General features: G+C 70.3%; 24 protein-coding genes. 7 read left to right on the top strand and 17 right to left on the bottom strand.

The features are described from left to right. Positions 1–39 precede the first annotated feature (39 nt). The 12 genes from NFT33_RS02195 to NFT33_RS02140 all read right to left on the bottom strand — a co-directional run bounded on the left by NFT33_RS02195 (position 40) and on the right by NFT33_RS02140 (position 11,854). Positions 40–1,314, bottom strand: a complete 1,275-nt coding sequence (locus NFT33_RS02195) for a patatin-like phospholipase family protein (RefSeq protein ID WP_251672830.1) — start codon at positions 1,312–1,314, stop codon at positions 40–42. A 123-nt stretch (positions 1,315–1,437) separates the two neighbouring features. Beyond that, positions 1,438–3,495, bottom strand: coding sequence for a phenylacetic acid degradation bifunctional protein PaaZ (gene paaZ, locus NFT33_RS02190; protein WP_251672828.1), 2,058 nt, complete (start codon positions 3,493–3,495; stop codon positions 1,438–1,440). Between the two features lie 14 nt (positions 3,496–3,509). Next, positions 3,510–4,664 carry an ABC transporter substrate-binding protein gene (locus NFT33_RS02185; protein WP_251672826.1) on the bottom strand — a complete coding sequence of 385 codons (1,155 nt, stop codon included), beginning with the start codon at positions 4,662–4,664 and terminating at the stop codon, positions 3,510–3,512. Continuing rightward, positions 4,661–5,287: a TetR/AcrR family transcriptional regulator gene (locus tag NFT33_RS02180; protein ID WP_251672823.1), complete on the bottom strand. Its 627-nt coding sequence runs from the start codon at positions 5,285–5,287 to the stop codon at positions 4,661–4,663. The genes NFT33_RS02185 and NFT33_RS02180 overlap by 4 nt, the downstream gene beginning before the upstream one ends. A gap of 69 nt (positions 5,288–5,356) precedes the next feature. Beyond that, positions 5,357–6,448 carry a 1,2-phenylacetyl-CoA epoxidase subunit PaaE gene (gene paaE / locus NFT33_RS02175; RefSeq protein WP_251672821.1) on the bottom strand — a complete coding sequence of 364 codons (1,092 nt, stop codon included), beginning with the start codon at positions 6,446–6,448 and terminating at the stop codon, positions 5,357–5,359. 22 nt (positions 6,449–6,470) lie between these two features. After that, complete coding sequence (gene paaD, locus NFT33_RS02170) at positions 6,471–7,010, bottom strand: 1,2-phenylacetyl-CoA epoxidase subunit PaaD (protein ID WP_251672819.1); 540 nt, start codon at positions 7,008–7,010, stop codon at positions 6,471–6,473. Then, positions 7,010–7,801 (bottom strand): 1,2-phenylacetyl-CoA epoxidase subunit PaaC, encoded by a 792-nt coding sequence (paaC, locus tag NFT33_RS02165; protein ID WP_251672817.1) that lies wholly within the window; start codon positions 7,799–7,801, stop codon positions 7,010–7,012. Before paaC ends, paaD begins: the two co-directional genes overlap by 1 nt. Before the next feature lie 16 nt (positions 7,802–7,817). Then, on the bottom strand, positions 7,818–8,138 hold the full coding sequence (paaB, locus tag NFT33_RS02160; protein WP_149503681.1) for a 1,2-phenylacetyl-CoA epoxidase subunit PaaB: 321 nt from the start codon (positions 8,136–8,138) through the stop codon (positions 7,818–7,820). Continuing rightward, the gene (gene paaA, locus NFT33_RS02155; RefSeq protein WP_149503682.1) at positions 8,135–9,166 is read right to left on the bottom strand and encodes a 1,2-phenylacetyl-CoA epoxidase subunit PaaA; all 1,032 of its coding nucleotides are present in this window, start codon (positions 9,164–9,166) and stop codon (positions 8,135–8,137) included. Before paaA ends, paaB begins: the two co-directional genes overlap by 4 nt. A gap of 29 nt (positions 9,167–9,195) precedes the next feature. Next, a complete protein-coding gene (paaK, locus tag NFT33_RS02150; protein ID WP_251672815.1) occupies positions 9,196–10,509 on the bottom strand; it encodes a phenylacetate--CoA ligase PaaK in 1,314 nt (437 codons plus the stop codon). A gap of 18 nt (positions 10,510–10,527) precedes the next feature. Continuing rightward, positions 10,528–10,977, bottom strand: coding sequence for a hydroxyphenylacetyl-CoA thioesterase PaaI (gene paaI / locus NFT33_RS02145; protein ID WP_251672813.1), 450 nt, complete (start codon positions 10,975–10,977; stop codon positions 10,528–10,530). A 22-nt stretch (positions 10,978–10,999) separates the two neighbouring features. Further along, a complete protein-coding gene (locus NFT33_RS02140; protein ID WP_251672811.1) occupies positions 11,000–11,854 on the bottom strand; it encodes an enoyl-CoA hydratase-related protein in 855 nt (284 codons plus the stop codon). Between the two features lie 90 nt (positions 11,855–11,944). Here NFT33_RS02140 and NFT33_RS02135 point away from each other — a divergent pair, with 90 nt between their 5' ends. Continuing rightward, a complete protein-coding gene (locus tag NFT33_RS02135) occupies positions 11,945–12,547 on the top strand; it encodes a phenylacetic acid degradation protein PaaY (protein WP_251672808.1) in 603 nt (200 codons plus the stop codon). 43 nt (positions 12,548–12,590) lie between these two features. On the opposite strand, the gene NFT33_RS02130 is transcribed toward NFT33_RS02135, so the two are convergent. The 5 genes from NFT33_RS02130 to NFT33_RS02110 all read right to left on the bottom strand — a co-directional run bounded on the left by NFT33_RS02130 (position 12,591) and on the right by NFT33_RS02110 (position 16,971). Then, positions 12,591–13,550 carry an LD-carboxypeptidase gene (locus NFT33_RS02130; RefSeq protein ID WP_251672806.1) on the bottom strand — a complete coding sequence of 320 codons (960 nt, stop codon included), beginning with the start codon at positions 13,548–13,550 and terminating at the stop codon, positions 12,591–12,593. After that, the gene (gene tadA / locus NFT33_RS02125) at positions 13,547–14,209 is read right to left on the bottom strand and encodes a tRNA adenosine(34) deaminase TadA (RefSeq protein WP_251672804.1); all 663 of its coding nucleotides are present in this window, start codon (positions 14,207–14,209) and stop codon (positions 13,547–13,549) included. Before tadA ends, NFT33_RS02130 begins: the two co-directional genes overlap by 4 nt. A gap of 39 nt (positions 14,210–14,248) precedes the next feature. Next, positions 14,249–15,325 carry a GGDEF domain-containing protein gene (locus tag NFT33_RS02120; protein ID WP_251672801.1) on the bottom strand — a complete coding sequence of 359 codons (1,077 nt, stop codon included), beginning with the start codon at positions 15,323–15,325 and terminating at the stop codon, positions 14,249–14,251. A 159-nt stretch (positions 15,326–15,484) separates the two neighbouring features. After that, the gene (locus NFT33_RS02115) at positions 15,485–16,189 is read right to left on the bottom strand and encodes a winged helix-turn-helix transcriptional regulator (RefSeq protein WP_251672799.1); all 705 of its coding nucleotides are present in this window, start codon (positions 16,187–16,189) and stop codon (positions 15,485–15,487) included. 92 nt (positions 16,190–16,281) lie between these two features. Beyond that, positions 16,282–16,971 (bottom strand): nucleoside/nucleotide kinase family protein, encoded by a 690-nt coding sequence (locus NFT33_RS02110; protein ID WP_251672797.1) that lies wholly within the window; start codon positions 16,969–16,971, stop codon positions 16,282–16,284. A gap of 192 nt (positions 16,972–17,163) precedes the next feature. Here NFT33_RS02110 and NFT33_RS02105 point away from each other — a divergent pair, with 192 nt between their 5' ends. From NFT33_RS02105 to NFT33_RS02080, 6 genes are all read left to right on the top strand, one after another. After that, the gene (locus tag NFT33_RS02105; protein ID WP_251672795.1) at positions 17,164–18,495 is read left to right on the top strand and encodes an NAD(P)/FAD-dependent oxidoreductase; all 1,332 of its coding nucleotides are present in this window, start codon (positions 17,164–17,166) and stop codon (positions 18,493–18,495) included. A gap of 157 nt (positions 18,496–18,652) precedes the next feature. Further along, positions 18,653–19,453: a gamma-glutamyl-gamma-aminobutyrate hydrolase family protein gene (locus tag NFT33_RS02100; protein ID WP_251672793.1), complete on the top strand. Its 801-nt coding sequence runs from the start codon at positions 18,653–18,655 to the stop codon at positions 19,451–19,453. A gap of 100 nt (positions 19,454–19,553) precedes the next feature. Then, on the top strand, positions 19,554–20,921 hold the full coding sequence (locus NFT33_RS02095) for a glutamine synthetase family protein (protein ID WP_251672791.1): 1,368 nt from the start codon (positions 19,554–19,556) through the stop codon (positions 20,919–20,921). Between the two features lie 182 nt (positions 20,922–21,103). Continuing rightward, positions 21,104–22,501: an aspartate aminotransferase family protein gene (locus tag NFT33_RS02090; RefSeq protein ID WP_251672789.1), complete on the top strand. Its 1,398-nt coding sequence runs from the start codon at positions 21,104–21,106 to the stop codon at positions 22,499–22,501. Positions 22,502–23,384: 883 nt separating this feature from the next. Then, positions 23,385–24,878: an aldehyde dehydrogenase gene (locus tag NFT33_RS02085; protein WP_251672787.1), complete on the top strand. Its 1,494-nt coding sequence runs from the start codon at positions 23,385–23,387 to the stop codon at positions 24,876–24,878. Positions 24,879–25,019: 141 nt separating this feature from the next. Next, a complete protein-coding gene (locus NFT33_RS02080; RefSeq protein WP_149503698.1) occupies positions 25,020–26,147 on the top strand; it encodes a polyamine ABC transporter substrate-binding protein in 1,128 nt (375 codons plus the stop codon). Positions 26,148–26,162 lie beyond the last annotated feature (15 nt).

Raw genomic sequence — 26,162 nt, 5'->3', positions numbered from 1 at the left:
CGCCTGCGCGGGCGTGACGGCAGGGGCGGGCCGCAGCCTCTACGTCATCCGCATCCGCCCGGTCGTCGAGGCCGAGGCGGTCGGGAAGACCAGCCGCGAGCGCAGCTCCCGGTAGGCCTCCCAGTCGAAGCGCTCGAGAAAGTCCACCGCCCGGGCGGCGCCTTCGCGGAACAGCGCGGCGCGGGCGCGGTCGTCCATGCTGAAGTCCAGCCAGTTCACGTCGCGGCAGGCGATGTGCTGCACCAGCTGGCGGTAGTCGTGGTTGTTCGACAGGAAGTCGTAGTCCAGCGCATGGCGGGCCGAGTCGAAGACCGCACCGAACAGGCTCAGCGGCCCGTCGATGCGGCGCCGGCGCTCATCCTGCTGCAGCTTCACGCCGAAGGTCGGCCGGGTCGGAATGCGGCTGTAGTTGTGGAAGAGATGGATCGGGAAGTTCGAGATCACCCCGCCGTCGACGAAGATGCCCTGCGACGGCAGCCCGCCCTCCTGAGCGGCGTCATAGCCGACCGCGTCGCGCCAGCGCCGCACCGCGCCGTCGTCCTGCGGCACGCTCAGGCGCAGCGGCTCGAAGAAGAAGGGAATCGACATCGACGCCCGCGCGAACAGCGCCGGATCGGCCCGCGCCGGGTCGGCGAAATACAGCGCCGCATGGTCGGGAAAGACCACCTTGCTCTCGGAGGCCACATCGGCAGCGACGATCGCCAGCCGCCCACGCGCCTCGTGCGGCTCGAGCAGCCGGTTCTGGCGCCGGTTCCACAGCCCCGGCGGCGACTCGGCCAGGCGCGCCTGCAGCGCCTCGAGCGTGCCCACGCCCTCGCGCGCCAGCACGCCGTGAATCCAGTCCTGGAAGACCGCACCCGGATTGAGCCCGAGCCGCGCCTTCAGCAGGCGGCGCACACGCCAGGCCCGCCAGGCCAGCCGCCAGGGGCTGGGGTCGGGCTCCAGCGCCGCATCGATCAGCCGGCGGCTGCGGCGCCCGCCGTCGACGAAGCCGCGAAAGTCCAGCGCCGCCAGATCCTGCAGCAGCTGCGACCCCTTGGCCTGGGCCGGCGGCCCCAGCGCCGCCAGCAGCAGCGCGTTGATCGAGCCGGCCGAGGTACCGCCCAGCCCCAGGAAGCGCAGCCCCGCCTGCTCCAGCGCCCAGGTGTAGCCCACCAGCGCGATGCCGAGCATGCCGCCGCCCTCCATCACCAGGTCCACATACTGGTGGCCCTGCTGGTCGACCAGATCGCTGAAGCGCTTGTCGCGCAGGCGCTCCAGCCGCGGCATCAGCGCCTGCAGCGACGGATGACGGATCAGCGCATCGATGTCCATGGCCTGTTGCTCCCCCCGGAGATGGCACGGAGTGCCTCAGGCGCGCAGTATCGCCCGCGGACAGGGCTGGCACATCCTCGGGATGGAGGATGCGGGGAACGGCTGCCGCCCCCCGCCCCGCCCTCACCCCCGCTTGGCCACCAGCGTCAGGATGTCGTAGCTGGCCACCAGCTCGCCGTGCTGGTTGCTGACCTCGACATCCCAGGCCACCACGCCCTGGCCGACGCCGCTGGGATCGACCCGGTTGCGGTCGATCTTGCGCTTGCAGGTCAGCCGCGCGCGGATGGTGTCGCCGATGGCCACCGGCTTGACGAAGCGCAGCGTGTCCAGCCCGTAGTTGGCCAGCACCGGCCCCGGCGCGGGCGACACGAACAGGCCCGCGGCCGCCGACAGCACGAAATAGCCGTGCGCGATGCGCTGGCCGAACTGCGTCTGCCGGGCCGCGACCTCGTCGAAGTGCATGTAGAAGAAGTCGCCCGAGATGCCGCCGAAGGCGACGATGTCGGCCTCGGTCACGGTGCGCCGGTGCGTCAGCAGCGACTCGCCGACCTGCAGATCCTCGAAGTGGCGCCGGAACGGGTGCACCTCGGTCTCGATGAGGTCGGCGCCGCGCACATGCTCGCCGGTGACGGCCGCCAGCATCGTCGGCGAGCCCTGCACCGCGGTGCGCTGCAGCAGGTGCCTGACCGCACGGATGCCGCCCAGCTCCTCGCCGCCGCCGGCGCGCCCCGGCCCGCCATGCTTGAGCGACGGCAGCGGCGAGCCGTGGCCGGTCGACTCCTTGGCGGAGACGCGGTCCAGCACATGCAGCCGCCCGTGCAGCGCCGCCATCGCCGGCACCACCTGCGCGGCCACCTTCGGCGAGCGCGTCACCAGCGAGGCCACCAGCGAGCCGCGCCCGCGCGCGGCCAGCTCGACCGCCTCGTCCATCGAGTCGAATGGCATCAGCGTGCTGACCGGGCCGAAGGCCTCGACATCGTGCACCGCGCCGTGCTGCCACGGGTCGCGGCTGAGCAGCAGCGTCGGCGCGAAGAAGGCGCCGTGATCGGTCCCGGCGCCGAGCGGGATCACATCGGTGCCGCCACCGCAGACCAGCTCGGCATGCTCGCGCAGCAGCGCCACCCGCTCGGCCACATCGGCCTGCTGCGCGTGCGAGGCCAGCGGACCCATCTTCACGCCCTCCAGCGCCGGGTCGCCGACGACGATGCGGCCCAGACGGGCCTTGAGCCGCTCGGCCACCGCGTCGAGATGGCGCCGCGGCACCAGCGCGCGGCGGATCGCGGTGCATTTCTGCCCGGCCTTGACCGTCATCTCGCGCGCGACCTCGCGCACGAAGAGCTCGAACTCCTCGTCGTCCGGCGTCACGTCGTCGGCCAGCACCGCGCCGTTGAGCGAATCGGCCTCGGCGTTGAAGGGCACCGACTGGCGCACCAGGTTCGGATGCACCCGCAGCCGGGCGGCGGTGTCGGCCGAGCCGGTGAAGGTGACCACGTCGCGGCCGTCGAGCCGGTCGAGCAGGTCGCCGGTGGCGCCGATCACCAGCTGCAGGCTGCCCGCCGGCAGCAGGCCGCTGGCATCGATCAGCCGCACCAGCGCCTCGGTCAGGTAGCTGGTCGCGGTCGCCGGCTTGCCGATGCACGGCAGCCCGGCCAGGAAGCTGGGCGCGAACTTCTCCAGCAGGCCCCAGACCGGGAAGTTGAAGGCGTTGATGTGCACCGCAAGGCCCCGGCGCGGCACCAGGATGTGCGTGCCGGCAAAGCCGCCGCCCTTGCCCAGCGGCATGACCGGGCCCTCGTGCAGCACGTTGCCCGAGGGCAGCTCGCCCGCGCCCAGGCTGGCGTATGCGAACAGCGTGCCGATGCCACCCTCGATGTCGATCCAGGCATCGCTGCGGGTGGCCCCGGTGGGCACGGAGGCGGCGTAGAGCGTCTCCTTGTGCTCGAGCAGGTATTTCGCCAGCGCCTTCAGCCGCTGCGCGCGCTGCTGGAAGTCCAGCGCCAGCAGCCCGCGCAGGCCGGCCGCACGGGCGAAGTCGACCGCCTCGCCGAAGTCGATCGCCTCGGCATGGGTGTGCGCGACGACGCGGCCGTCGATCGCGCTGCGCAGCGCCGCGGCCGGCTCGGCGCCGATCCAGCGCCCGGCGATGAAGCTCTGCAGAGGCATCACGGTGCTCGTGCTCATGATCGGCACCCCGCTCACGGTGCGTACTTCCAGGTGCCCTTGTCGATCCTGACCATCACGCGGGCGCGCTGGTCCAGGCCCAGGTGATCGGCCGCCGACAGGCTGAAGATGCCGTGCGCGCCGGGCAGCTCGCGCACCTGCTCGATCGCGTCGCGTAGCGCGGCGCGGAATTCCGGCGTGCCGGGCCTGGCCTTCTTCAGCGCCACCGGGGCGGCGGCGCTCATCAGCAGGCCGGCATCCCAGGCATGGCCGCCGAAGGTCGAGACGCTGCCCTTGCCGTGCGCCGCCTCGTAGGCGGCGACATAGGCCAGCGCCGACTTGCGCACCGGGTGGCTGGCGGGCAGCTGCTCGGCCACCAGCACCGGGCCGGCCGGCAGGAAGGTGCCCTCGACATCCTTGCCGCCCACCCGCAGGAAGTCGGCATTGGCCACGCCGTGGGTCTGGTAGAGCTTGCCCGCGTAGCCTCGCTCCTTCAGGGTGCGCTGTGGCAGCACCGCCGGCGTGCCCGAGCCGGCGATCAGGATCGCGTCGGGCTGCGCCGACATCAGCTTCAGGATCTGGCCGGTGACCGAGGTGTCGGTGCGCGCATAGCGCTCGCTGGCCACCACACGCAGCTTCTTCAGCTCGACCGCCTTGGTGAATTCCTGGAACCAGCCCTCGCCGTAGGCGTCGGCGAAGCCGATGAAGCCCACCGTGCGCACGCCGGCAGACGCCATGTGCTCGGCGATCGCCAGCGACATCTGGATGTCGTTCTGCGGCGTCTTGAAGACCCAGCGCTTCTTGGCGTCCTGCGGCTCGACGATGCGCGCCGAGGCCGCCATCGAGATCATCGGCGTCTGCGCCTCGGCCACCGCGTCGATCATCGCCAGAGAGTTGGGCGTGGTGGTCGAGCCGATGATGATGTCGACCTTGTGCTCGGTCAGCAGCTTGCGGGTGTTGGCCACCGCGGTGGTGGTGTCGGAGGCATCGTCCAGCACGATGTAGTTCACCTTCTCGCCGCCGATCGTCTTGGGCATCAGCGCGATGGTGTTCTTCTCCGGAATGCCCAGCGAGGCGGCCGGGCCGGTGGCCGAGACGGTCACGCCGACGTTGATGTCGGCCAGCGCGGCGGTGCTGAGCAGCGCGGCAGCCAGCGCCAGCAAGGTGCGGGGGGCGGGGGTCTTCTTCACGGTGTGTCTCCTCTGGGGGGTGGGGCGGGCACGCTCACATGCGGCAGCCCGCCAAGAAAGAGATCGGCGACGATCGGGGCCATCGCCTCGTGGTCCAGCGAGCCGTCGGGCCGCAGCCAGGTGAACATCCAGTTGATCATGCCGAACAGCAGCATCGACACCGGCACCGCCAGCCGCGCCGCGTCCAGGTCCGGGCGCAGTTCGCCCAGCGCGCGCGCGAAGCCGTCGACCACCCGGCGCTCGGTCACCAGGATGCGCTCGCGGTCGGTTTCTTCCAGGAAGCGCACATCCTCGGTCAGCACCCGGTGCGCGTTCTGCGCGCCGGCATATTCCTGCACGAAGCGGATGATCAGCCGGTGCAGGCGCGGCCGCGCCGGCAGGCCCTCGGCCTCGATCTCGGCCACCAGCTCGGCCAGCCGGCCGACATGGCCCTCGGCGATCTGCACCAGCAGCGCGTACTTGTCGCGGTAGTAGTGGTAGAGCGTCGGCTTGGACAGGCCGCAGGCCTCGGCCAGCTGGTTCATCGAGGTGGCGGGATAGCCGCGCCGCGCGAACAGGTCGGCGGCATGGGCGAGGATCATCTCGCGCTGGTCGTCATAGGCGGGGGAGCGGGTACGGGCCACGGGATCAGGATGCGTCGGGGGTCGGGCGTCGGTCGGGGCGCAGGCGCGTCGAGGCGGGGCAGGACGCGCTCAGCGCTCGTCGAAGGACAGCACGACCCGGGGGGTCAGCGGATGCGACTGGCAGGTCAGCACGAAGCCGGCGGCCACCTCGTGGGCCTCGAGCGAGAAGTTGCGATCCATGCGCACCTGCCCCTCGAGCACGCGGGCCCGGCAGGTGCAGCATACCCCGGACTTGCAGGAATACGGCACGTCCAGTCCGGCACGCGCGGCCGCCTCCAGCAGGCTGGCGTCGCCGGCGCGGAACTCGATCTCGCGGCGCAGGCCGTCGCGCACGATGCTCACCGTCGCCTGCGGCGCGTCGCCCGGCAGCACCGGATGCAGCTGCGCGGGCGACTGGCCGCGCTCGGCATCCGGCACGCCGAAGCGCTCGACATGCAGACGCTCGGGCGCCACGCCGGCGGCCTTCAGCCCGGCCTCGACGGTGTCGTTGAAGCCATGCGGGCCGCAGACGAAGGCCTGGTCGATCCGGTCCGCCGGCACCACGGTGCGCAGCAGCAGCGCCAGCTTGGCCTCGTCCAGCCGGCCGGCGTTGAGCGGCGTGTCCACCGGCTCGACCGAGAAGACGGGGTGCAGCGCCAGCCGGGTCAGGAAGCGGTTCTTCAGGTCCTCGAGTTCCTCGCGGAACATCGTCGAGCGCAGCGAGCGGTTGGCATAGACCAGCGTGAAGCGGCTGGCCGGCTCGGTCTCCAGCACCGTCTTCAGGATCGACAGGATCGGCGTGATGCCGCTGCCGGCCGCGAAGCCGACGACATGGCGCGCCGCGCCCTCGGCCGCCGGCGCGGGCAGCGTGAAATGGCCCTGCGGCGGAAAGACCTGCAGCGTGTCGCCGGCCTTCAGCCGCGTGCCGATCCAGTTCGAGAAGCGCCCGCCGGGCACCCGGCGCACGCCCACCCGCAGCACGCCGTCCCGCGGCGCGGCGCAGATCGAGTAGGAGCGGCGCAGGTCCTCGCCGCCCACCTCGGCGCGCAGCGTCAGGTACTGGCCGGCCTCGAAGCGGAAGGTCTCGGCCAGCGTCTCGGGCAGCTCGAAGCTCAGCAGCACCGCCTCGTCGGTGTCGGGGCGGACCTCGCGGACGGTGAGTTCGTGGAAATGCAGGCTCATGATGTCGGGATCCGGTTCGGATTCAGATCGGCTTGAAGTGCTCGAAGGGCTCGCGGCAGGCCAGGCAGCGCCACAGCGACTTGCAGGCGGTCGAGCCGAAGGCCGACAGCCTCTCGGTGCGCGGGCTGTCGCAGCGCGGGCAGGACGGATCGGCCGACGCCGCCGGAGCGGACGCGGACGCGCGGCGATGCAGCCGCACCGGCACGCCCTCGCCGGCCGCCACCGGCCCCGGCGGCGCGATGCCGTACTCGCGCAGGCGCTGGCGGCCCTGTTCGCTGATCCAGTCGGTGGTCCAGGCCGGCGCGCGGCGCAGCGTGACCGCGAAGGGCGCCAGGCCCGCGGCCTCCAGCGCCTCGGCGACGCTGGCCGAGATCACCTCGGTGGCCGGGCAGCCGCTGTAGGTGGGCGTGAGCACCACCTCCAGCGCGCCCTCCGCGTCCAGACGCACCTCGCGGACGATGCCGAGATCGCGCAGCGTCAGCACCGGGATCTCCGGATCGGGCACCGGGTCGATCGCCTGCCACGCCGCCTCGATGCGGCCGAGCACCTGCGCGCCGCACATCACCAGGCTCCGCCCGGATAGGCGCGCTGCAGATGCTGCATCTCGGCCAGCAGCCGGCCCATGTGCTCGCTGTGCACGCCGCGCCGGCCGGTGGTGACATGACTGCCCGTGGCCGGCGCACGCACGCCGGCCTCGTCCAGCAGCGCCTGCATCGCCGCATGCCAGTCCTCGCGCAGATCGGCCCAGCGCGGGCCCAGGCCGCTGGCCGCCGCCGCCTCGTCGACCGCATCGGCCTCGAACAGCTCCGGCGTGTAGCGCCAGAGCCGGTCGAGCGCGTCCTGCAGCCGGCGGTGCGACTCGGTCGTGCCGTCGCCCAGGCGCACCACCCAGTCGGCCGCATGCTGCTCGTGGTAGCGCGACTCCTTCAGCGCCTTGGCGGCGATCGCGGCCAGCTCGGCGTCGCGGGAAGCCTGCAGCCGCGTCCACATCAGCCGCATCCAGGTGGCGACCGCCGCATTGCGCAGCACGGTGAAGGCGAAGTCGCCGCGCGGCAGCTCCACCAGCGTCGGGTTCAGGTAGTCGCGCTCCTCGCGCAGGAAGGCGAGCTGGTCCTCGTCGAAGGCGGCCGGTGCGCCGCGCTCGTGGCCGACCTGGCCGGCGCGGGTCAGCAGCGCACGCGCCTGGCCGATCAGGTCGAGCGCGAGATTGGTCAGCGCGATGTCCTCCTCGAGGATGGGCGCGTGGCCGCACCACTCGCCCAGGCGCTGCGCATGGATCAGGCAGAAGTCGCCCAGGCGCAGCAGGTACTGCACCGCCGGATCGCGGCCGGGCTGGATGGAAGGCGTGCTCATCGGTCGGTCGCTCCGCTCACATGTGGTTCACGGACTCGGGCAGCGCGTAGAAGGTCGGGTGGCGGTACACCTTGTCCTCCATCGGATCGAAGTAGATGTCCTTGTCGCCGGGATCGCTGGCGGTGATCTGGCTGGAGGGCACCACCCAGATGCTGGTGCCTTCCTGGCGGCGGGCATAGACCTCGCGGGCCAGCTGGATGGCCATCGCGGCATCCGGCGCATGCAGGCTGCCGCAGTGCTTGTGGTCCAGGCCCGCCTTCGGGCGGACGAAGACCTCCCACAGCGGCCATTCGTTGCGGGCGGCTTCGTGGCCGGTCGGTGCGTTCGGGGTGCTCATGCGGAAACCTTCTCCGGTTCGGTGTGCTTGCGGGCGTGGGCGAGTGCGGCCTCGCGCACCCAGGCGCCCTCTTCCCAGGCGTCGACGCGCATCTGCAGCCGCTCGCGGTTGCAGGGTCCGTCGCCGCCGACGACGCGCCAGAACTCCGCCCAGTCGATCGGACCGAAGTCCCAGTGCTGGCGCGCCTCGTTCCACTTCAGGTCCGGGTCGGGCAGCGTGACGCCGAGCACCTCGGCCTGCGGCACGGTGGCGTCGACGAACTTCTGGCGCAGGTCGTCGTTGGAGATGCGCTTGATGCCCCAGCGCATCGACTGCGCCGAGTTCGGGCTCTGGTCGTCGGTGGGGCCGAACATCATCAGGCAGGGCCACCACCAGCGGTCCACCGCGTCCTGCACCATCGCGCGCTGCGCCTCGGTGCCCTCCTTCATCATCACCAGCAGGCTGTCGTAGCCCTGGCGCTGGTGAAAGCTCTCCTCGCGGCAGATGCGCACCATCGCGCGCGCATAGGGCGCGTACGAGCAGCGGCAGATCGGCACCTGGTTCATGATCGCCGCGCCGTCGACCAGCCAGCCGATCACGCCGATGTCGGCCCAGGTCAGCGTGGGGTAGTTGAAGATCGAGCTGTACTTGGCGCGGCCCGAGTGCAGCGCGCCCAGCATCTCGTCGCGGCTGGAGCCCAGCGTCTCGGCCGCGGCATAGAGGTAGAGGCCGTGGCCGCCCTCGTCCTGCACCTTGGCCATCAGGATGGCCTTGCGCTTGAGCGTGGGCGCGCGGGTGATCCAGTTGCCCTCGGGCAGCATGCCGACGATCTCCGAGTGCGCGTGCTGGCTGATCTGGCGCAGCAGCGTGCGGCGGTAGTTCTCGGGCATCCAGTCCTTGGCCTCGATGAAGCCGCCGTCGTCGATGCGCGCGTCGAAGCGCTCCTGCAGATGGCGCTCGCGCTGCATCTCCTCGACGCTGCGCACCGGGCGTGCGGCGCCCTCGCCGGGGCCGTCGCGGCCCATCGTGTCCATGGCTTGCGTGTACATGCTTGGCTCCTGAATGCGGAAGGGCCGCCTCAGCGCGGGCGGCGGTCGAACACCCGCCGGGCCTTGCCGACCAGCGTGCGCTCGAGCGAATCGCTGGGCAGCACCTCGACCCGGGTCGAGATGCCCACCAGCGTCTTGATGCGCTGCGTCACCCAGTCGGCCGCGGCGCGGGCATCGGCCGGCGACAGCGCCAGCCCCGGCTGGCTCTCGCAGCACACCCGCACCTCGTCGAGGTGCCCCTCGCGCCCGACATGGATCTGGTACTGGCCGGAGAGCTGCGCATGCGCCAGCACGATCTCCTCGATCTGGGTCGGGAAGACATTGACGCCGCGGATGATCAGCATGTCGTCGCTGCGGCCGACGATCTTGCCGATGCGCCGGAAGGCGCGCGAGGTCGGCGGCAGCAGCCGGGTGAGGTCGCGGGTGCGGTAGCGGATCACCGGCAGCGCCTCCTTGGTCAGCGTGGTGAAGACCAGCTCGCCCTCCTGGCCGTCGGGCAGCACCTCGCCGGTCTCCGGGTCGATGATCTCGGGGTAGAAGTGGTCCTCCCAGATCACCGGGCCGTCCTTGCTCTCGACGCATTCGCTGGCCACGCCCGGGCCCATCACCTCCGACAGGCCGTAGATGTCGACCGCGTCGATCGCGGCCTTCTCCTCGATCTCGCGGCGCATCGCCTCGGTCCAGGGCTCGGCGCCGAAGATGCCGACCTTCACCGACATCCCGCGCGGGTCCAGCCTCTGGCGCGCGAACTCCTCGACGATCACCTGCATGTAGCTCGGCGTGACCATGATGAGGTCGGGCTGGAAGTCGCGGATCAGCTGCACCTGCTTCTCGGTCTGGCCGCCCGACATCGGGATCACGGTGCAGCCCAGGCGCTCGGCGCCGTAGTGCGCCCCGAGGCCGCCGGTGAACAGGCCGTAGCCGTAGGCGATGTGCACGATGTCGCCGGCACGGCCGCCGGCGGCGCGGATCGAGCGCGCCACCAGATCGGCCCAGCGGTCGATGTCGCCCGAGGTGTAGCCGACCACGGTGGGCTTGCCGGTGGTGCCCGACGAGGCATGGATGCGCGCCACCTGGGTGCGCGGCACCGCGAACAGCCCGAAGGGATAGTTGTCGCGCAGATCCTTCTTGGTGGTGAACGGAAACTTCGCCAGGTCGGCGAGCGTCTTCAGGTCGTCCGGATGCACGCCGCGCGCGTCGAACGCCTGGCGGTAGTGCGGCACGTTGTCATAGGCATGGCGCAGCGTCTGGCGCAGGCGCTGGAGCTGCAGCGCGGCGATCTCGTCGCGGCTGGCGGTCTCGATCGGCTCCAGGTCGCCGGGGGCGGGTTGGCGCACGGGCATGGGGCGAAATCTCCTCACTCAGACGGCGGGCGGCACGGTCGGCCGACCCTTCATGCGGTGGGAGCGCCCGCGGAAGACCGCGATGCGCTCGCCGCGCTGGTTGGTGACAGTCACGTCGTACACGCCGGTGCGCCCGGCCAGCGAGACCTCCTCGGCCGCGGCGGTGAGCAGGTCGCCCTCGCGGCCCGGCGCCAGGAAGTCCACCGACAGGCCGGAGGCCACCGTCAGCTCGTTGTACGCGTTGCAGGCATAGGCGAAGGCCGAGTCCGCCAGCGTGGCGATCAGCCCGCCGTGGCAGATGCCGAAGCCGTTGAGCATGTCGGGGCGCACCGCCATCGTCATCACCGCGCGGCCCGGCGCGATCGACGCCACCGCGATGCCCAGCGCCTGGCAGGCGCGGTCCTCGCGCATCATCGCGACGGCCACATGGTCGGCGGTGGCCTGGGGGCTCAGATCGTGTCCGTTCATGGCGCTCGCTCAGCGGTCGGAATCAGCGGTCGGAAAAGCTCGGCGCGCGCCGGGCCATGAAGGCGGCCACGCCTTCCTGATAGTCGTGCGCGAAGCCCAGCTCGCGCTGCAGCGCCTGCTCGTGGTCGAGCGCGCCGGCCAGGTCGGTCTGCTGCGCGGCATCCAGCGCGCGGCGGGTCTCGACCAGCGCACGCGTCGGCATCGCGGCCAGCCGCGCGGCCAGCGCGCCGACCTCATCCACCAGCTCGGCATCGTCGACGCAGCGCCAGATCAGGCCGATGCGCTCGGCCTCCACGGCGGGCAGGCGCTCGCCCAGCATCGCCAGGCCCAGCGCCCGCGCCCGGCCGACCGCGCGCGGCAGCAGCCAGGTGCCGCCGCAGTCCGGCACCAGGCCGATCTTCGAGAAGGCCTGGATGAAGCTGGCCGAGCGCGCCGCCACCACCAGATCGCAGGCCAGCGCCAGGTTGGCGCCCGCGCCGGCGGCCACGCCGTTGACCGCCGCGATCACCGGCACCGGCATCGAGCGCAGCCGCAGCAGCATCGGCCGGTAGAAATGCGCCAGCAGATGGCCGATGTCCTTCGGCGCGGCGCCGCTGGCGCGCGCGGCCTCGTCCGGCGGCGAGATCGCCGGATCGGCCAGATCCTGCCCGGCGCAGAAGGCCCGGCCCGCGCCGGTCAGCACCACGCAGCGCACGCTGGCATCCTCGGCCGCCGCGTCCAGCGCCAGGAAGAGCGCGCGCAGCAGCTCGGTGGTCAGGCTGTTGAGCACCGCCGGTCGGTCCAGCGTCAGCGTCAGCACCGCGCCGGTGCGCTCCAGGCGCAGCGGAGATTCAGGGGCCGCAGAGGGTGCAGAGGGTTCGGGCGTCACGTCAGGCATCAGGGTGTCTCCTGGGGTCTCGTCAATTGACCGACCGTTCGGTAGATATTAGGCTCCCAGCTTGATCCCGGACAATCAAGGAGAACCCCGATGCCCTGCTACAGCCTCGAAGGCGTCATCCCGGTCGTGCATCCGAGCGCGCATGTGCATCCGACCGCGGTGCTGATCGGCGACGTGCATGTCGGCCCGGACTGCTATGTGGGCCCGTGCGCGAGCCTGCGCGGCGACTTCGGCCGCATCGTGCTGGAGGAAGGCGCCAATCTGCAGGACACCTGCGTGGTGCACGGCTTTCCCGAGCAGGTCACGCTGATCGAGCGCAACGGCCACATCGGCCACGGCGCGGTGCTGCACGGCTGCACCGTGCGCCGCGACGCGCTGGTCGGCATGAACGCGGTGGTGATGGACGAGGCGGAGATCGGCGCGGAGGCGATCGTCGCGGCCTGCGCCTTCGTGCCGGCGGGCGCACGGGTGGCGCCGCGCACGCTGGTGGCGGGCATGCCCGCGAAGCGGATGCGCGAACTCAGCGAGGCCGAGGTGGCCTGGAAGCTCGAGGGCACCCGCACCTATCACGACCTGACCCGGCGCTGCCTGGCCACGCTGGTCGAGGTGCAGCCGCTGGCCGAGGCCGAGGCGGTGCGCCCGGTGCTGCAGGCGCCGCAGGTGAAGTCGCTGATCGCGACGCGGCGGGGGTAGGTCTTCGCCTTCGCGAGGATGACGGCGTCACGGCGTCACGGCGTCAGTCGTGGTCGTGGTCGCAGGCCCAGGACAGCAGCACGTCGCGGCGCAGCACCTGCAGCTCGACGCAGCGGCCCACCGGCAGCGTCACCTTGGTCGGCACATGACCGAAGGGCAGACCGGTCAGGATCGGCACCGGGCAGACCGCGCGCAGCTGCGCCACCATGGTCTTGAGCGTGTAGCCGCGATCCAGCGGCGACTTGCGCCAGCCGCCGAAGTCGCCCAGCAGCACCGCCTTCTGCGCCGCCAGCACCCCGGCCTGGTGCAGCTGCAGCAGCATGCGCTCGACCCGATAGGGATGCTCGTTGATGTCCTCGACGAACAGGATGCCGCCCTCGATGCGCGGCCAGTGCGGCGTGCCCAGCAGCGAGCACAGCACCGTCAGGTTGCCGCCCCACAGCACGCCGTGGCCGTGCAGGCCGTCGAAGCCCGCCGCGGTGCGAAAGCCGACCGCCTCCAGCTCGCCGCTCATCGCCTCGATGAAGCAGTCGGGCGTGAGGTCGTCCAGACCGCCGGGGCCGTCGCCGTCGGTGCGGCCGAAGTCCTCGATGCCCAGCGGGCCGTGCCAGCTGCTGCGCCCGGTGTGCGCCAGCAGCGCCAGCTGCAGCGCGGTCTGGTCGCTGTAGCCGACCCAGCGGGTGCCGCGGTCGACCGCCGCGGCCAGCCGGTCCCATTCGATGCGGTCGAGCAGCCGGGTCAGGCCGTAGCCGCCGCGGGTGGCCAGCGCGATCGAAGGCGCCGCATCGGCGACACGGTGCAGCGCCGCCAGCCGGGTGTCGTCGTCGCCGGCGAAGCGCTGGAACTTGGCGGTCGCGCTGGCGTCGACCGTCACCGCGAAGCCCAGCCGCTCCAGCCGGGAGGCGGCGCGGCGCAGGTCGGGCGCGCGCATCACCACGCCGGAAGGGCTGTAGAGGGTCAGCGTCGGCCGGGCCACGCTGACAACGGATTCGCTCAGGCTCATCGCTTGAATCCCGGTTGGTTCAGATCACTGAGATCACTCAGATCGTTCAGATCGTTCAGATCGCTCAGGCCGGCCAGCTGGGCGGCATCGAGTTCGAGCGCCTCGCCGGCCGGGATGGCGGGCAGCTCGGCCGCCGGCGCCTGCAGGCCGGCCAGCGCCTCGCGCTCGCGCTGGCGCTGCGCCTTCTGCTCGGCGCGGCGCCGGGCGAAGAACTCGCGCAGCAGATCGCCGCAGGGCTCGGCCAGCAGCCCGCCCTGCACCGTGGTGTGGTGATTGAGCTGCGGCTGCGCGAACAGGTCGACCACCGAGCCGGCCGAGCCGGTCTTCGGATCCCAGGCACCGAACACCACCCGCTTGAAGCGCGCGTGCATCAGCGCCATCGCGCACATCGCGCAGGGCTCCAGCGTCACGAACAGCTCGCAGTCGGGCAGGCGGTAGTTCTCGAGCAGCTCGGCGGCATGGCGCAGCGCCACCATCTCGGCATGCGCCGTCGGGTCGTGGGTGGTGATCGGGCGGTTGTAGCCGGTGGCGATGAGCTGGCCGTCGCGCAGGATCACCGCGCCGACCGGCACCTCGCCGACCAGCGCGGCATTGAGGGCCTGGTCGAGCGCCAGGCGCATCGCGCGCTCGTCGGCGGGCGTGAAGAGGGAATCGGACATGCGCCGATCATAAGGAAGCCCGGCCCGGCCCGGCCCGGTTCAGCCCAGGCCGGACTCGACCCGGTTGCGCCCGGCCTGCTTGGCGCGGTAGAGCGCCCGGTCGGCGCGGTCGATCAGCCGCTCGATCGGCTCGCCCTGCCCGCTGGCCCAGCCGATCGACAGCGTGACCGTGATCGGCTCGGCCGTGCCGCCGCCCGGCTCGATGCGCAGCGCCTCCACCCCGCCGCGCAGCCGCTCGGCCAGCGCCCGCATGCGTGCGGCGCCCCGGTCGGGCAGCAGCAGCAGGAACTCCTCGCCGCCGTAGCGGCAGACCACCTCGGCACCCTCCTCGTGCGCCAGCGCCAGCAGCCGCGCCACCGCCTGCAGCACCCGGTCGCCGGCCAGATGGCCATGCCGGTCGTTGACCTGCTTGAAATGGTCGATGTCGACCAGCATCACGCCGATCGACGTGCAGGCCCCGCTGCCGCTGCGCGTCAGCTCATGCACCCGCTCGGTCAGGAAGCGCCGGTTGTGCAGCCCGGTGAGCGGATCACGCCGTGCCTGCTCGGTCAGGCGCTCCTGCAGCGCCGCGATCTGGTCGAGCCGCTGCTGCAGGTCGCGCTCGCGCTGCTGCAGCTCGGCCCGGGTGCGGTGCAGCAGCATCGAGCGCTGATAGGCGCCGTAGGCGAAGCCGAGCAGATAGACCTCGAGCGTCAGCAGACTCAGCAGCGTGGCGATCCGGTCGGTCTCGAGCACCGGCGTGATGCCCAGGCCCAGGGTCATCAGCGCACCGCCCCCCAGATAGAGCCCGAGCGCCTGCAGCGCGCCGCGGGGCCCGCGAAAGGCCATCAGGTTGGCGGTGATGCAGACCGAGGTGGCGGCGGTGATCCACAGCGGATGCCCCAGCCAGCCCGACCACAGCCCGAAGCAGAGCGCATCCAGCAGCATGTGGCCGACCTCGGTCTCCCGGGGCTGGGTCGACTGGCAGGCACGCCAGTACATCAGCTGCGGCAAGAGCAGCAGGTGCAGCGTCAGCAGCGTCCAGGCCAGCGGTCCGGCCGCTTCGATCCCGCGCATCTGCGCCGCCATCGCCGGCCACAGCAGCACGAAGGCCATCGACCGGTTGCGACGGTTCATCGCCACCAGCCAGTGAACCCGACCGGTCGGCACGCCGGGCTGGACCGTTTCGGATATCTGCAATGACATGGGGCAAGGAGGTGCGTTTATTTCATTTTCGCACTCCTCGCCGCGGATGCAAGCCAGGTTTCAGGCCGACAGGGAAGACAGGGAATGGCTTCAGGCAGTCGCGCCCTCGCTGAAGCGGTAGCCGATGCCGCGCACCGTGCGGATCAGCTCGCCCGCATCGGCCTCGCCCAGCTCGCGGCGCAGCCGGCGGATGTTCTGGTCGACGGTGCGCAGATCGACCGCCGCCCCCTCGCCCCAGACCTGGCTGCGCAGCATCTCGCGGGTCAGCACCCGGCCAGGCTGCTCGACCAGACAGCGCAGCAGCCGCAGCTCCACCGGCGACAGGTCAAGCTCGACCCGCCGGCCCTGGCGCCGCACGGTGATCAGGTGGCGGTCCAGATCGATCTCGAGCCCCCCCTGCCGGCTCAGGTCGGGCGAATCGTCGCGGTCCGGCAGGCCCTGCAGCCGCTCGACCAGATCACGGGGCGCATAGGGCTTGTGCAGGCACAGCGCGACCCGGGGCACCCGGCTGCAGCAGGCCGGCGAGCCCGACAGCACCACGATGCGCACCGCCTCCGACAGGCGGGCGCAGAAGGCCAGATCGGCGCATTCGGGCGCATCGGGATCGATCAGCAGCACATCGGGCAGCACCTCGCCGGCCAGACGGCAGGCCTCGGCCGAGGTGGCGGCGGTGACCGCAAAGAAGCCGGCCTCGCGCAGATGCAGCGCCAGCAGCTCGCGGATCACCGGGTCGGCCACGACGGTCAGCACGGTACGGCGGACGGCTCCGGCAGCGGATCGGGCGACATCGGACATGGCAGACGGACTCCGGCAAATGTGAAACAGGATCTGACCCGCGATGCTGTCGCCCTCCCGTGACAACCGTTTGACAATGGATTTGACGGGACTCAGCCGATCATGACGGTCCAGTCGGCGCGCTCGCGGGTGGCGGCGATGCGCCGGGCATTGGGCTCGTCGGTCGACTCGGCCCACGCCTCGGCCTCGGCGGGGGTGCGGCCGAAGCGGACATGGCGCTCGACCAGCCGGCGCCGGCGCAGCGCGTCGTCGACGCCGACATACCAGGACGCGTCCAGCAGCCCGCGCACCGGCGCCCAGCCATGCTCGTCCAGCAGCAGATAGTTGCCCTCGGTGATGACCAGGCGCACGGTGTCGGGCACGCCGATCGCGCCGGCCACCGGCTCCTCGATCTCGCGGCGGAAGACCGGCGCGTAGACCGTCTCGCCCGCGACCGGCGCCCGCAGCCGGCGCAGCAGCGCCACGAAGCCCGCGCTGTCGAAGGTGTCGGGCGCGCCCTTGCGCGCGGCGCGGCCCAGGCGCTCGAGTTCGGCCTGCGCCAGATGGAAGCCGTCCATCGGCACCAGGCAGGCCAGGCCGGGCTGCAGGCGCTCGCAGTGCTGCAGCAGCGCCTCGGCCAGCGTCGACTTGCCGGCGCCCGGCGCCCCGACCAGGCCGAGCACCCGCCGCCCGCCGGTGCCGGCCGCGCCGGCCGGACAGGACAGCAGCGCCTCGAGCCGCTCGAGGGCGCCTGCAGGCAGGGCGGGAGACGGCACGCCGGAAGACGGGCAGAGAGAGGACATGGGCAAGCTCCGTGCGATCGAAACGGTCAGGAAAACGGTCAGGGAATCAGGGAAGCGATTGTTCCACTGCGCGCCTGGGTGCGTGACGGGACGGGATCGGTTCCAGGTCGTGACAGGCTTCACGCGCCGCAGCGCCTGCCGCACAATCAGTGCGAACCCGGCAGCCGCCGGACAGGGAGAGACGACGCGCGCATGCTGCTGCAGACCGACCGATCGCTGGCCCGCCATTCCTGGTACGCCGAGACGGCATCACGCCGGCAGGACCACCGCGCGCTGCACGGCGAGGTCCGCGCCGAGGTGGCAATCGTCGGCGGCGGCCTGGCCGGACTGTCGGCCGCGCTGGAGCTGGCGCAACGTGGCCGGCAGGTGGTGCTGCTGGAGGCGCAGCAGCTCGGCTGGGCGGCCTCGGGGCGCAACGGCGGCCAGGCCCTGGGCGGTCTGGCCTGCGGCATGGACGAGATCGAGGCCCAGCTCGGCCTGGCCGATGCGCGCCGCCTGTGGGCGATGACGCTGGAGGCGCTGACGCTGATCCATGCCCGGCGTGACCGCTACCGCATCGCCTGCGACTGGCAGTCGGGCGCGCTGACGGTGGCCACCAGCGCGCGCAAGGCTGCCGCGCTGCGCCGCGATGCCGAGCGCATGGCCAGCGTCTACGATCATCCGACCCAGTGGCTGGACCGCGCGGCGCTGGGCCTGCACATCCGCAGCCCGCGCTACCACGGCGGCTGCTACGACCGCCGCGGCGGCCATCTGCATCCGCTCAAGTACGCGCTCGGCCTGGCCGACGCCGCCTGGCGCGAGGGCGCGCGGCTGCATGAGCACAGCCCGGTGCAGCGCGTCGAGCGCCACCGCAGCGTCACGCTGCTGCGCACGCCGCAGGGCCAGGTGGTCGCCGACCAGGTGCTGCTGGCCGGCAATGTGCACCTGCCGGCGCTGGCCGGCGTCGGCGCGCTGCCGCCGGGCACCGGCGCGCGCATCATGCCGGTGGGCACCTATGTCGGCGTGACCGAGCCGCTCGATCCCAGCGAGATGGACGGGCTGCTGCCCACCCGCGCGGCGGTCTGCGACAGCAACTTCGTGCTCGACTATTTCCGCCCGACCGCCGACCAGCGCCTGCTCTTCGGCGGCAAGGTCAGCTACAGCACCCTGACCCCGCCGAACCTGGCCGGCAGCCTGCAGGCGCGCCTCGCCCGGGTCTTCCCGCGTCTGGCCTGGCGGCCGCTGACCCATGTCTGGGGCGGCTTCGTCGACATCACGATGAACCGTGCACCCGATTTCAGCCGCCTGCCCCCGGATGGGGCGGCCGGTGCACCGATCTATCTGCTGCAGGGCTTCTCGGGCCACGGTCTGGCGCTGTCCGGGCTGGCCGGCAAGCTGGTGGCCGAGGCGATCTGCGAGGACGCCAGTCGCTTCGACCTGTTCGCGCGGCTGCGGCACCGCCCCTTTCCCGGCGGCGAGCGCCTGCGCACCCCGACGCTGGTGCTGGGCATGCTGTGGCACCGGCTGCGCGACCTCACCGGCTGAAGACCGCAGCCCGGCCATTGCCATCGGGGGAACCCGGTGGACGCACCCGATTGGTGCTGGCACACTCCATGCAACACCTCGGTGCCCCTTGTCCGACCCGCAGTGAGGTCAGTAAGCCCAGCGCCTCCAGGCCAATAACCTGGTCGCGGCAAGCCCAATGAACAGCTCGATCCCGTCCCGCCGGCCCCCTGTGGTGCTGGTCCCGGCCTGCAACCGGATGCTCGGACAGCATCCCTTCCATGTCGCAGGCCAGAAGTATGTCGATGCGGTGCGCCTGGCCGGCGCACTGCCGCTGGTGGTGCCCTCCGCCTCCCGCGAGGAACTCGACGCCCTGCTCGACCTGGCCGATGGCGTGCTGCTGACCGGCTCGCCCTCCAATGTGCACCCGAGCCATTTCGGCCAGGCGGTGCATGACGACACCCTGCCGCTCGATCCGGCGCGCGACGACTGGACGCTGCCGCTGATCCCGAAGCTGGTCGCGCGCGGCATGCCGCTGCTGGCGATCTGCCGCGGCTTCCAGGAGGTCAATGTCGCGCTCGGCGGCACGCTGCACCAGGCGGTGCAGGAAGTCGACGGCCTGGCCGACCACCGCTCGCGCAGCGAGGATCCGGTCGAGGTTCAGTACGGTCCGGCCCATCCGGTCCGCCTGGCGCCCGAGGGCCTGATGGCGCGCGCGCTGGGCACCCTGGGCCGACCGGCCGACATCGTCGTCAACAGCGTGCATGGCCAGGGCGTGAGCCGTCTGGCCGAGGGCCTGAACATCGAGGCCCGCGCGCCTGACGGCCTGGTCGAGGCCTTCTCGATCGGCGGCCACCCGCAGGGCCCGGTCTTCCAGCTCGCGGTGCAGTGGCATCCCGAGTGGCAGGCCGCCTCCAACCCGGTGTCGATGGCGCTGCTGCGTGCCTTCGGTCTCGCCTGTCAGGACTACCGGGACCTGCACCGCCCACCCAGTCGCTGAGTCCGCGCGCCCTGCCCCGACCGAGCCCGATGCCGCATGCGAGCCCCCCCCCTGGCGCGCCATGCCGGTGCGGCTCGCCCGCATGTGAACGAGACTCCCCATGAACAGCGACAGAAAGCATTTCAACTTCAACGACCTCGAGCAGTGGCTCGACCGGCACCGCGTCACCGAGATCGAATGCCTGGTGCCCGACCTGACCGGCGTGGCGCGCGGCAAGATCCTGCCGCGCCAGAAGTTCACCGAGGACCGCGGCATGCGCCTGCCGGAAGCGGTGGTGGCGATGGGCGTGACCGGCGAGTTCCCGTCCGAGGGACCCTACTACGACGTCATCAGCCCGACCGACCACGACATGCACCTGCGCCCGGACCCGCGCACCGTGCGCATCGTGCCGTGGGCCAGCGACCCGACCGCGCAGGTGGTGCACGACTGCTATGACAAGGCCGGCAACATCGTGCCCTTCGCGCCGCGCTCGGTGCTGCGCCGGGTCTGCGAGCTGTTCGAGGCCGAAGGCTGGAACCCGATCGTCGCGCCGGAGCTGGAGTTCTATCTGGTGGCGCGCAACACCGATCCGGACATGCCGCTCAAGCCCCCGATCGGCCGCTCGGGCCGGGCCGAGACCAGCCGCCAGGCCTACTCGATCGACGCGGTCAACGAGTTCGACCCGCTGTTCGAGGATGTCTACTCCTACTGCGAGCAGATGGAGCTGAATGTCGACACGCTGATCCACGAGATCGGCGCCGGCCAGATGGAGATCAACTTCTTCCACGACCACCCGCTGGGGCTGGCCGACGAGGTGTTCTTCTTCAAGCGCACGGTGCGGGAAGCCGCGATGCGCCACAACATGTTCGCCACCTTCATGGCCAAGCCGATCGCCGGCGAGCCGGGCAGCGCGATGCACATCCACCAGAGCATCGTCGATGCGCAGGGGCGCAACATCTTCAGCAATGAAGACGGCAGCGCCAGCGACATGTTCCGCTGGTACATCGGCGGGCTGCAGAAGTACATCCCGGCGGCGATGGCGCTGTTCGCGCCCTATGTCAACAGCTACCGCCGTCTTGCGCGCTTCACCGCCGCGCCGATCAACATCCAGTGGGGCACCGACAACCGCACGGTGGGCATCCGCTCGCCGGTGGCCTCGCCTGCGGCGCGGCGCATCGAGAACCGCGTCATCGGCGCCGACGCCAACCCGTATGTGGCGCTGGCGGCGACGCTGGCCTGCGGCTATCTGGGCATGAAGAACCGCGTCGAGCCCACGCCCGAGTGCAAGGGCGACGCCTACCTCGGCGACTACCAGCTGCCGCGCAGCCTCGGCGAGGCGCTGGAGAAGCTGCGCGCCGAGCGCGACCTGGCCACCGTGCTGGGCGAGTCCTTCATCACCGTCTACACCGAGGTCAAGGAAATCGAGTACGCCGAGTTCATGAAAGTGATCTCGCCGTGGGAGCGCGAGCACCTGCTGCTGCACGTCTGAGCGCCCGGCCCCGACACACCCACCCGTTTCACCCACCCGTCGTCCCGCCCCTCATCCGTCATGCCCGCGAAGGCGGGCACCCACGCAGGCCCCCACACCGCGCCCGGCGTGGCTCCCCGCCTTCGCGGGGATGACGGCAGCGCGCCAGGGATGACGGCGACACGCCACTCAGGACATCGACCATGACCACGACCACCCGCACCACCGCCGACTGGCAGGCCCTGGACGCCGCCCACTTCCTGCATCCCTTCACCGACTTCCAGGCGCTGGCGAAGAAGGGCTCGCGCATCATCGAGCGCGGCGAGAACGTCTACCTCTGGGACTCCGACGGCCACAGGCTCTTCGACGCGATGAGCGGCCTGTGGTGCGTCAACGTCGGCTACGGCCAGCAGGCGCTGATCGACGCCGCCACCGCGCAGATGGCCAAGCTGCCCTTCTACAACAGCTTCTTCCAGACCACGACGCCGCCGGCCGTCGAGCTGGCCGAGCTGCTGGCCGAGGTGACGCCGCCGCAGTTCAAGCACGTCTTCTTCGCCGGCTCCGGCTCGGAGGGCAACGACACCGTGGTGCGCATGGTGCGCCGCTACTGGGATCTCAAGGGCCAGCCCGAGCGCCAGGTCATCCTCAGCCGCTGGAACGGCTACCACGGCTCGACGATGGCGGGCGCCTCGCTGGGCGGCATGAAGTACATGCACGCGCAGGGCGGCCTGCCGATTCCCGGCATCGACCACATCGACCAGCCGCACTGGCTGGAGCACGGCGCCGGCATGACGCGCGACCAGTTCGGCCTGAAGGCGGCCGGCTGGCTGGAGCAGAAGATCCTGGAGGTCGGCCCCGACAAGGTGGCCGCCTTCATCGGCGAGCCGGTGCAGGGCGCCGGCGGCGTGATCGTGCCGCCCGCGACCTACTGGCCGGAGATCCAGCGCATCTGCGACAAGTACGACATCCTGCTGGTCAGCGACGAGGTGATCTGCGGCTTCGGGCGCACCGGAAACTGGTTCGGCTGCGAGACGATGGGCACCCGGCCCGACCTGATGACGTTTGCCAAGGGCGTGACCTCGGGCTATGTGCCGCTGGGCGGCGTGATGGTGGGCGAGCGCGTCGCCAAGGTGCTGATCGAGCAGGGCGGCGAGTTCGAGCACGGCTACACCTACAGCGGCCATCCGGTGGCCTGCGCGGTGGCGGTGGCCAACATCCGCCTGATCCAGGAACTGAAGCTGGTCGAGCGGGTGCGCGACGAGACCGGCCCGCGCCTGGCCGCCGTCTTCGAGTCGCTGCGCGATCACCCGCTGGTCGGCGAGACGCAGAGCTGCGGCCTGATGGCGGCGCTGCAGCTGGTGCGCGCCAAGGACGGCACGCAGGACGGCCGCGGCACGCCCTTCGACCCGGCGCTGGAAGTCGGCATGGTCTGCCGCAGCCACTGCTTCGGCAACGGCCTGATCATGCGCGCCGTCGGCGACCGCATGATCATCGCCCCGCCGCTGGTGATGACCGTCGAGCAGGTCGACGAACTCGCCGGCCTGATCCGCCACTGCCTGGACCTGACGCTGGCGGATCTGCGCGAGCGTGGGTGGGCTTGAATTCGGGGTGACAAGCCGCTGCGGTGGTTTTGCCGCGGGCGGCTTGTTGTTGGAGGTTCAGCGCGAGGTTTAGTTAATTACTCATGCAGAATTTTGTCTGTTTTGCAAAAATCAAAATAATTGACTCGGAAAAAATTTTATGCATTCCTCGGTAGTAGAGCACTCAATCAATACTGCGACGGAACACGCTGTCCGTCTTTGGGCGCTTACCAGTTCGCAGTACCCCCGCCGTCACGAGCCACTCATCAACGGAGTGGTAATCAGTATGATCGAGTCGGTTAGCTCATTTGCACTAAATGCCCGAAGAGCACTTGAGGTACTCCCAGCAGGGAAAAAATTTGCACTGGACAATCCTCGCTGGCGTTGGCAACCCTCAACCGGTCAGCCGACCGTTACCGATCTTTGGGAAGCAACGAACAGAATTATCCACGCAAAGTCACTACTTATAGGCATTGAGCATATACCCGATCAAACCAGTTGGATCTCCTCTGAATCAGTGGCTGTACCATACGTCCAAGCGGAAACTGATCGCAAAGAACTCAGCTTCATCGATCCCTTCGCAATGTCACACGCATTTCTTTACCAAGCATTACCCGCACTCTACTCCGCACGCCCCAAAAAATTCAGTCAATCGGAAAACCGATAACATCCACCAAAAATTCATTACTCCGACAATAAAACATTATTTTGAAAAACACGCAAGTCATTGATTTTGAAGAAAAAACTTAATTCATATCATTTAGATGACTGCCGACCCAATAATTTAATGGAGCATACGGAATCCCCAAAAGCACAATTCATTCAGACCAACACCACAAATCTACCGAAGCCAAGCCAGTCCACCCAATAAAACCCCCACTTCCCAAAGCGCACGGAGCCCCCCATGACCCCCTCCCCCACCTGGCACGACCGTGCCGCCGCCCTCACCCTCGACGGCCGTGCCTTCATCAATGGGCAGCGCGTGGCCAGCGCCAGCGGCGAGACGTTTGACAAGCATTCGCCGATCGACGGGCGGCGGCTGGGCGCGATTGCGCGCGGGCAGGCGGCGGATGTCGATGCGGCGGTGGCCTCGGCCCGCGCGGCCTTCGACGACGGGCGCTGGGCGCGCCAGCCGCCGGCGGCGCGCAAGAAGGTGCTGCAGCGGTTTGCCGAAGCGATCCTGGCGCACCGCGACGAGCTGGCGCTGCTCGAAACCCTCGACATGGGCAAGCCGATCCGATTCGCCCGCAGCGTAGACGTGCCGGCCACCGCGCGCACCATCGCCTGGTATGCCGAGGCGATCGACAAGGTGTATGACGAGATCGCGCCGACCGGGCCACAGGCGCTTGCGATGATCACGCGCGAGCCGATGGGCGTGATCGGCTGCATCGTGCCGTGGAACTACCCGATGATCATGGCGGCCTGGAAACTCGGGCCCGCGCTGGCCACCGGCAATTCGGTCGTCATGAAGCCGAGCGAGAAGTCGCCGCTGACCGCCCTGCGCCTGGCCGAGATCGCGGTGGAAGCCGGCCTGCCGCCGGGCGTGTTCAACGTCGTGCCGGGCTTCGGCCACGAGGCCGGCGAGGCACTGGCGCTGCACATGGAGGTCGACGCGATCGGCTTCACCGGCTCGACCCGCACCGGCCGGCGCATGCTCGACTACGCCGGGCGCTCCAACCTCAAGCGCGTCTACAACGAGCTGGGCGGCAAGTCGGCCTTCCTGGTGTTTCCCGACCACAAGGATCCGGCGCGCGCGGCGCGCACCGTCGCGCAGAGCCTGTTCTTCAACCAAGGCGAGTCGTGCAACGCGCCCTCGCGGGTGCTGGTGCACGAATCCATAGCCGACGACTTCGTCGCCGAGGTGCGCGCGCAGATGCCCGCCTGGCAGCCGGCCGATCCGCTGGACGAGCGCACCACGATGGGCGCGCTGGTCGACGAGGGCCAGCTGCGCACCGTGCTGGGCTACATCGACGCCGGCCGCGCCGAGGGCGCCACCTGCCACGGCGGCGCGCAGGCCCGCGCCGAGACCGGCGGCTTCTATGTCGAGCCGACCGTCTTCGACCACGCCACGAACGCCATGCGCATCGCCCGCGAGGAGATCTTCGGCCCGGTGATGGCAGTGATACGCTTCGGAACCGAGGAGGACGCCGTGCGCATCGCCAACGACTCGCCCTACGGTCTGCAGGCCAGCGTCTGGTCGCACGACCTGGACCGCGCGCACCGCGTGGCACGCGCCTTGCGTGCCGGCACGGTGCATGTGAACCAGTACGACGAGGATGACATCACCGTGCCCTTCGGCGGCTTCAAGCAGAGCGGCAACGGCCGCGACAAGTCGCTGCATGCGCTGGAGAAGTACACCGAGCTGAAGACCACCTGGCTGCGCATCGACGGGGCCTGAGCGGCGTGATGAAATGACGTGCGCTCACGCCATAATCGCGGCCGCGCGCCGGGAGCCATGCAGCCTGTCACGCCGGCGCACCGGTTCACGGCCCTGCCCGTCCAACGACCCATCCCTACGACTGTCCTGACTGGAGTGTTCATGAAGCTGTTCTCGTCGCGGCCCGCCAAGGCCCTCAATGTCGTGGTCGCCGCCGTCGCGGCGCTGTGCGCGACCGGCGCCCAGGCGCAGGAATCCAAGGTCCTGAACATCTACAACTGGGCCGACTACATCGCCGAGGACACGATCAAGAACTTCGAGAAGGAGACCGGCATCAAGGTCCGGTACGACAACTTCGACTCGAACGAGGCGCTGCACGCCAAGCTGATCGCCGGCAAGACCGGCTACGACATCGTCGTGCCCGGCTCGAACTGGGCCAAGCAGCAGATCGAGGCCGGCCTGCTGATGAAGCTCGACAAGAGCAAGATCCCCAACCTGGCCAACCTCGACCCCGCCATCCAGGCGCAGCTCGCCAAGATGGACCCGGGCAACGAGCACATCGTCGACTGGCTGTGGGGCTACACCACGGTCGGCATCAACGTCGACAAGGTCAAGGCGGCGCTGGGCGACAAGCCGATGCCCGACAACGCCTGGGATCTGGTCTTCAACCCGGACTATGTGAGCAAGCTCAAGGGCTGCGGCGTGGCGGTGCTCGACACCCCGTCGGAGATCATGCCGCTGGCGCTGAACTACATCGGCAAGGATCCGCACAGCAAGAACGCCGACGACTACAAGGCGGTGGCCGAGATGCTGAAGAAGGTGCGCCCGTCGGTGACCCGCTTCGTGGGCTCGGGCTCGGACTACATCGACCAGATGGCCAAGGGCCAGCTCTGCGCGGTGGTGGGCTGGTCGGGCGACATCATGATCGCCAAGGACAAGTCGGCCAAGGCCAAGAAGCCGCAGAACCTCGAGGTGCTGCTGCCCAAGAACGGCGGCCTGCTGTTCTTCGACACCATGGCGATCCCGAAGGACGCCAAGAACGTCGACAACGCCCACAAGTTCATCAACTACATCCTGAAGCCCGAGGTGCATGCGTCGCTGACCAATGCGGTCTTCTACGCCAACCCGAACAAGGCCTCGCTGAAGTTCGTCAAGCCGGAGCTGGCCAAGAACCCGGCCGTCTTCCCGGACGAGGCGGCGCTGGCCAGGATGATCGCCCCGGGCGTGCCTGACCAGGCCACCCGCAAGCTCATCACCCGCACCTTCACCAACTTCAAGGCCGGTCGCTGACCCAGGCTCCCAGAG

The sequence above is a fragment of the Sphaerotilus sp. FB-3 genome, from assembly GCF_023706025.1.
GTDB lineage: Bacteria > Pseudomonadota > Gammaproteobacteria > Burkholderiales > Burkholderiaceae_C > Sphaerotilus > Sphaerotilus sulfidivorans.
Note: the sequence above shows the minus strand (reverse complement) of the source record. Positions and strands in the feature narration are given on the sequence as shown.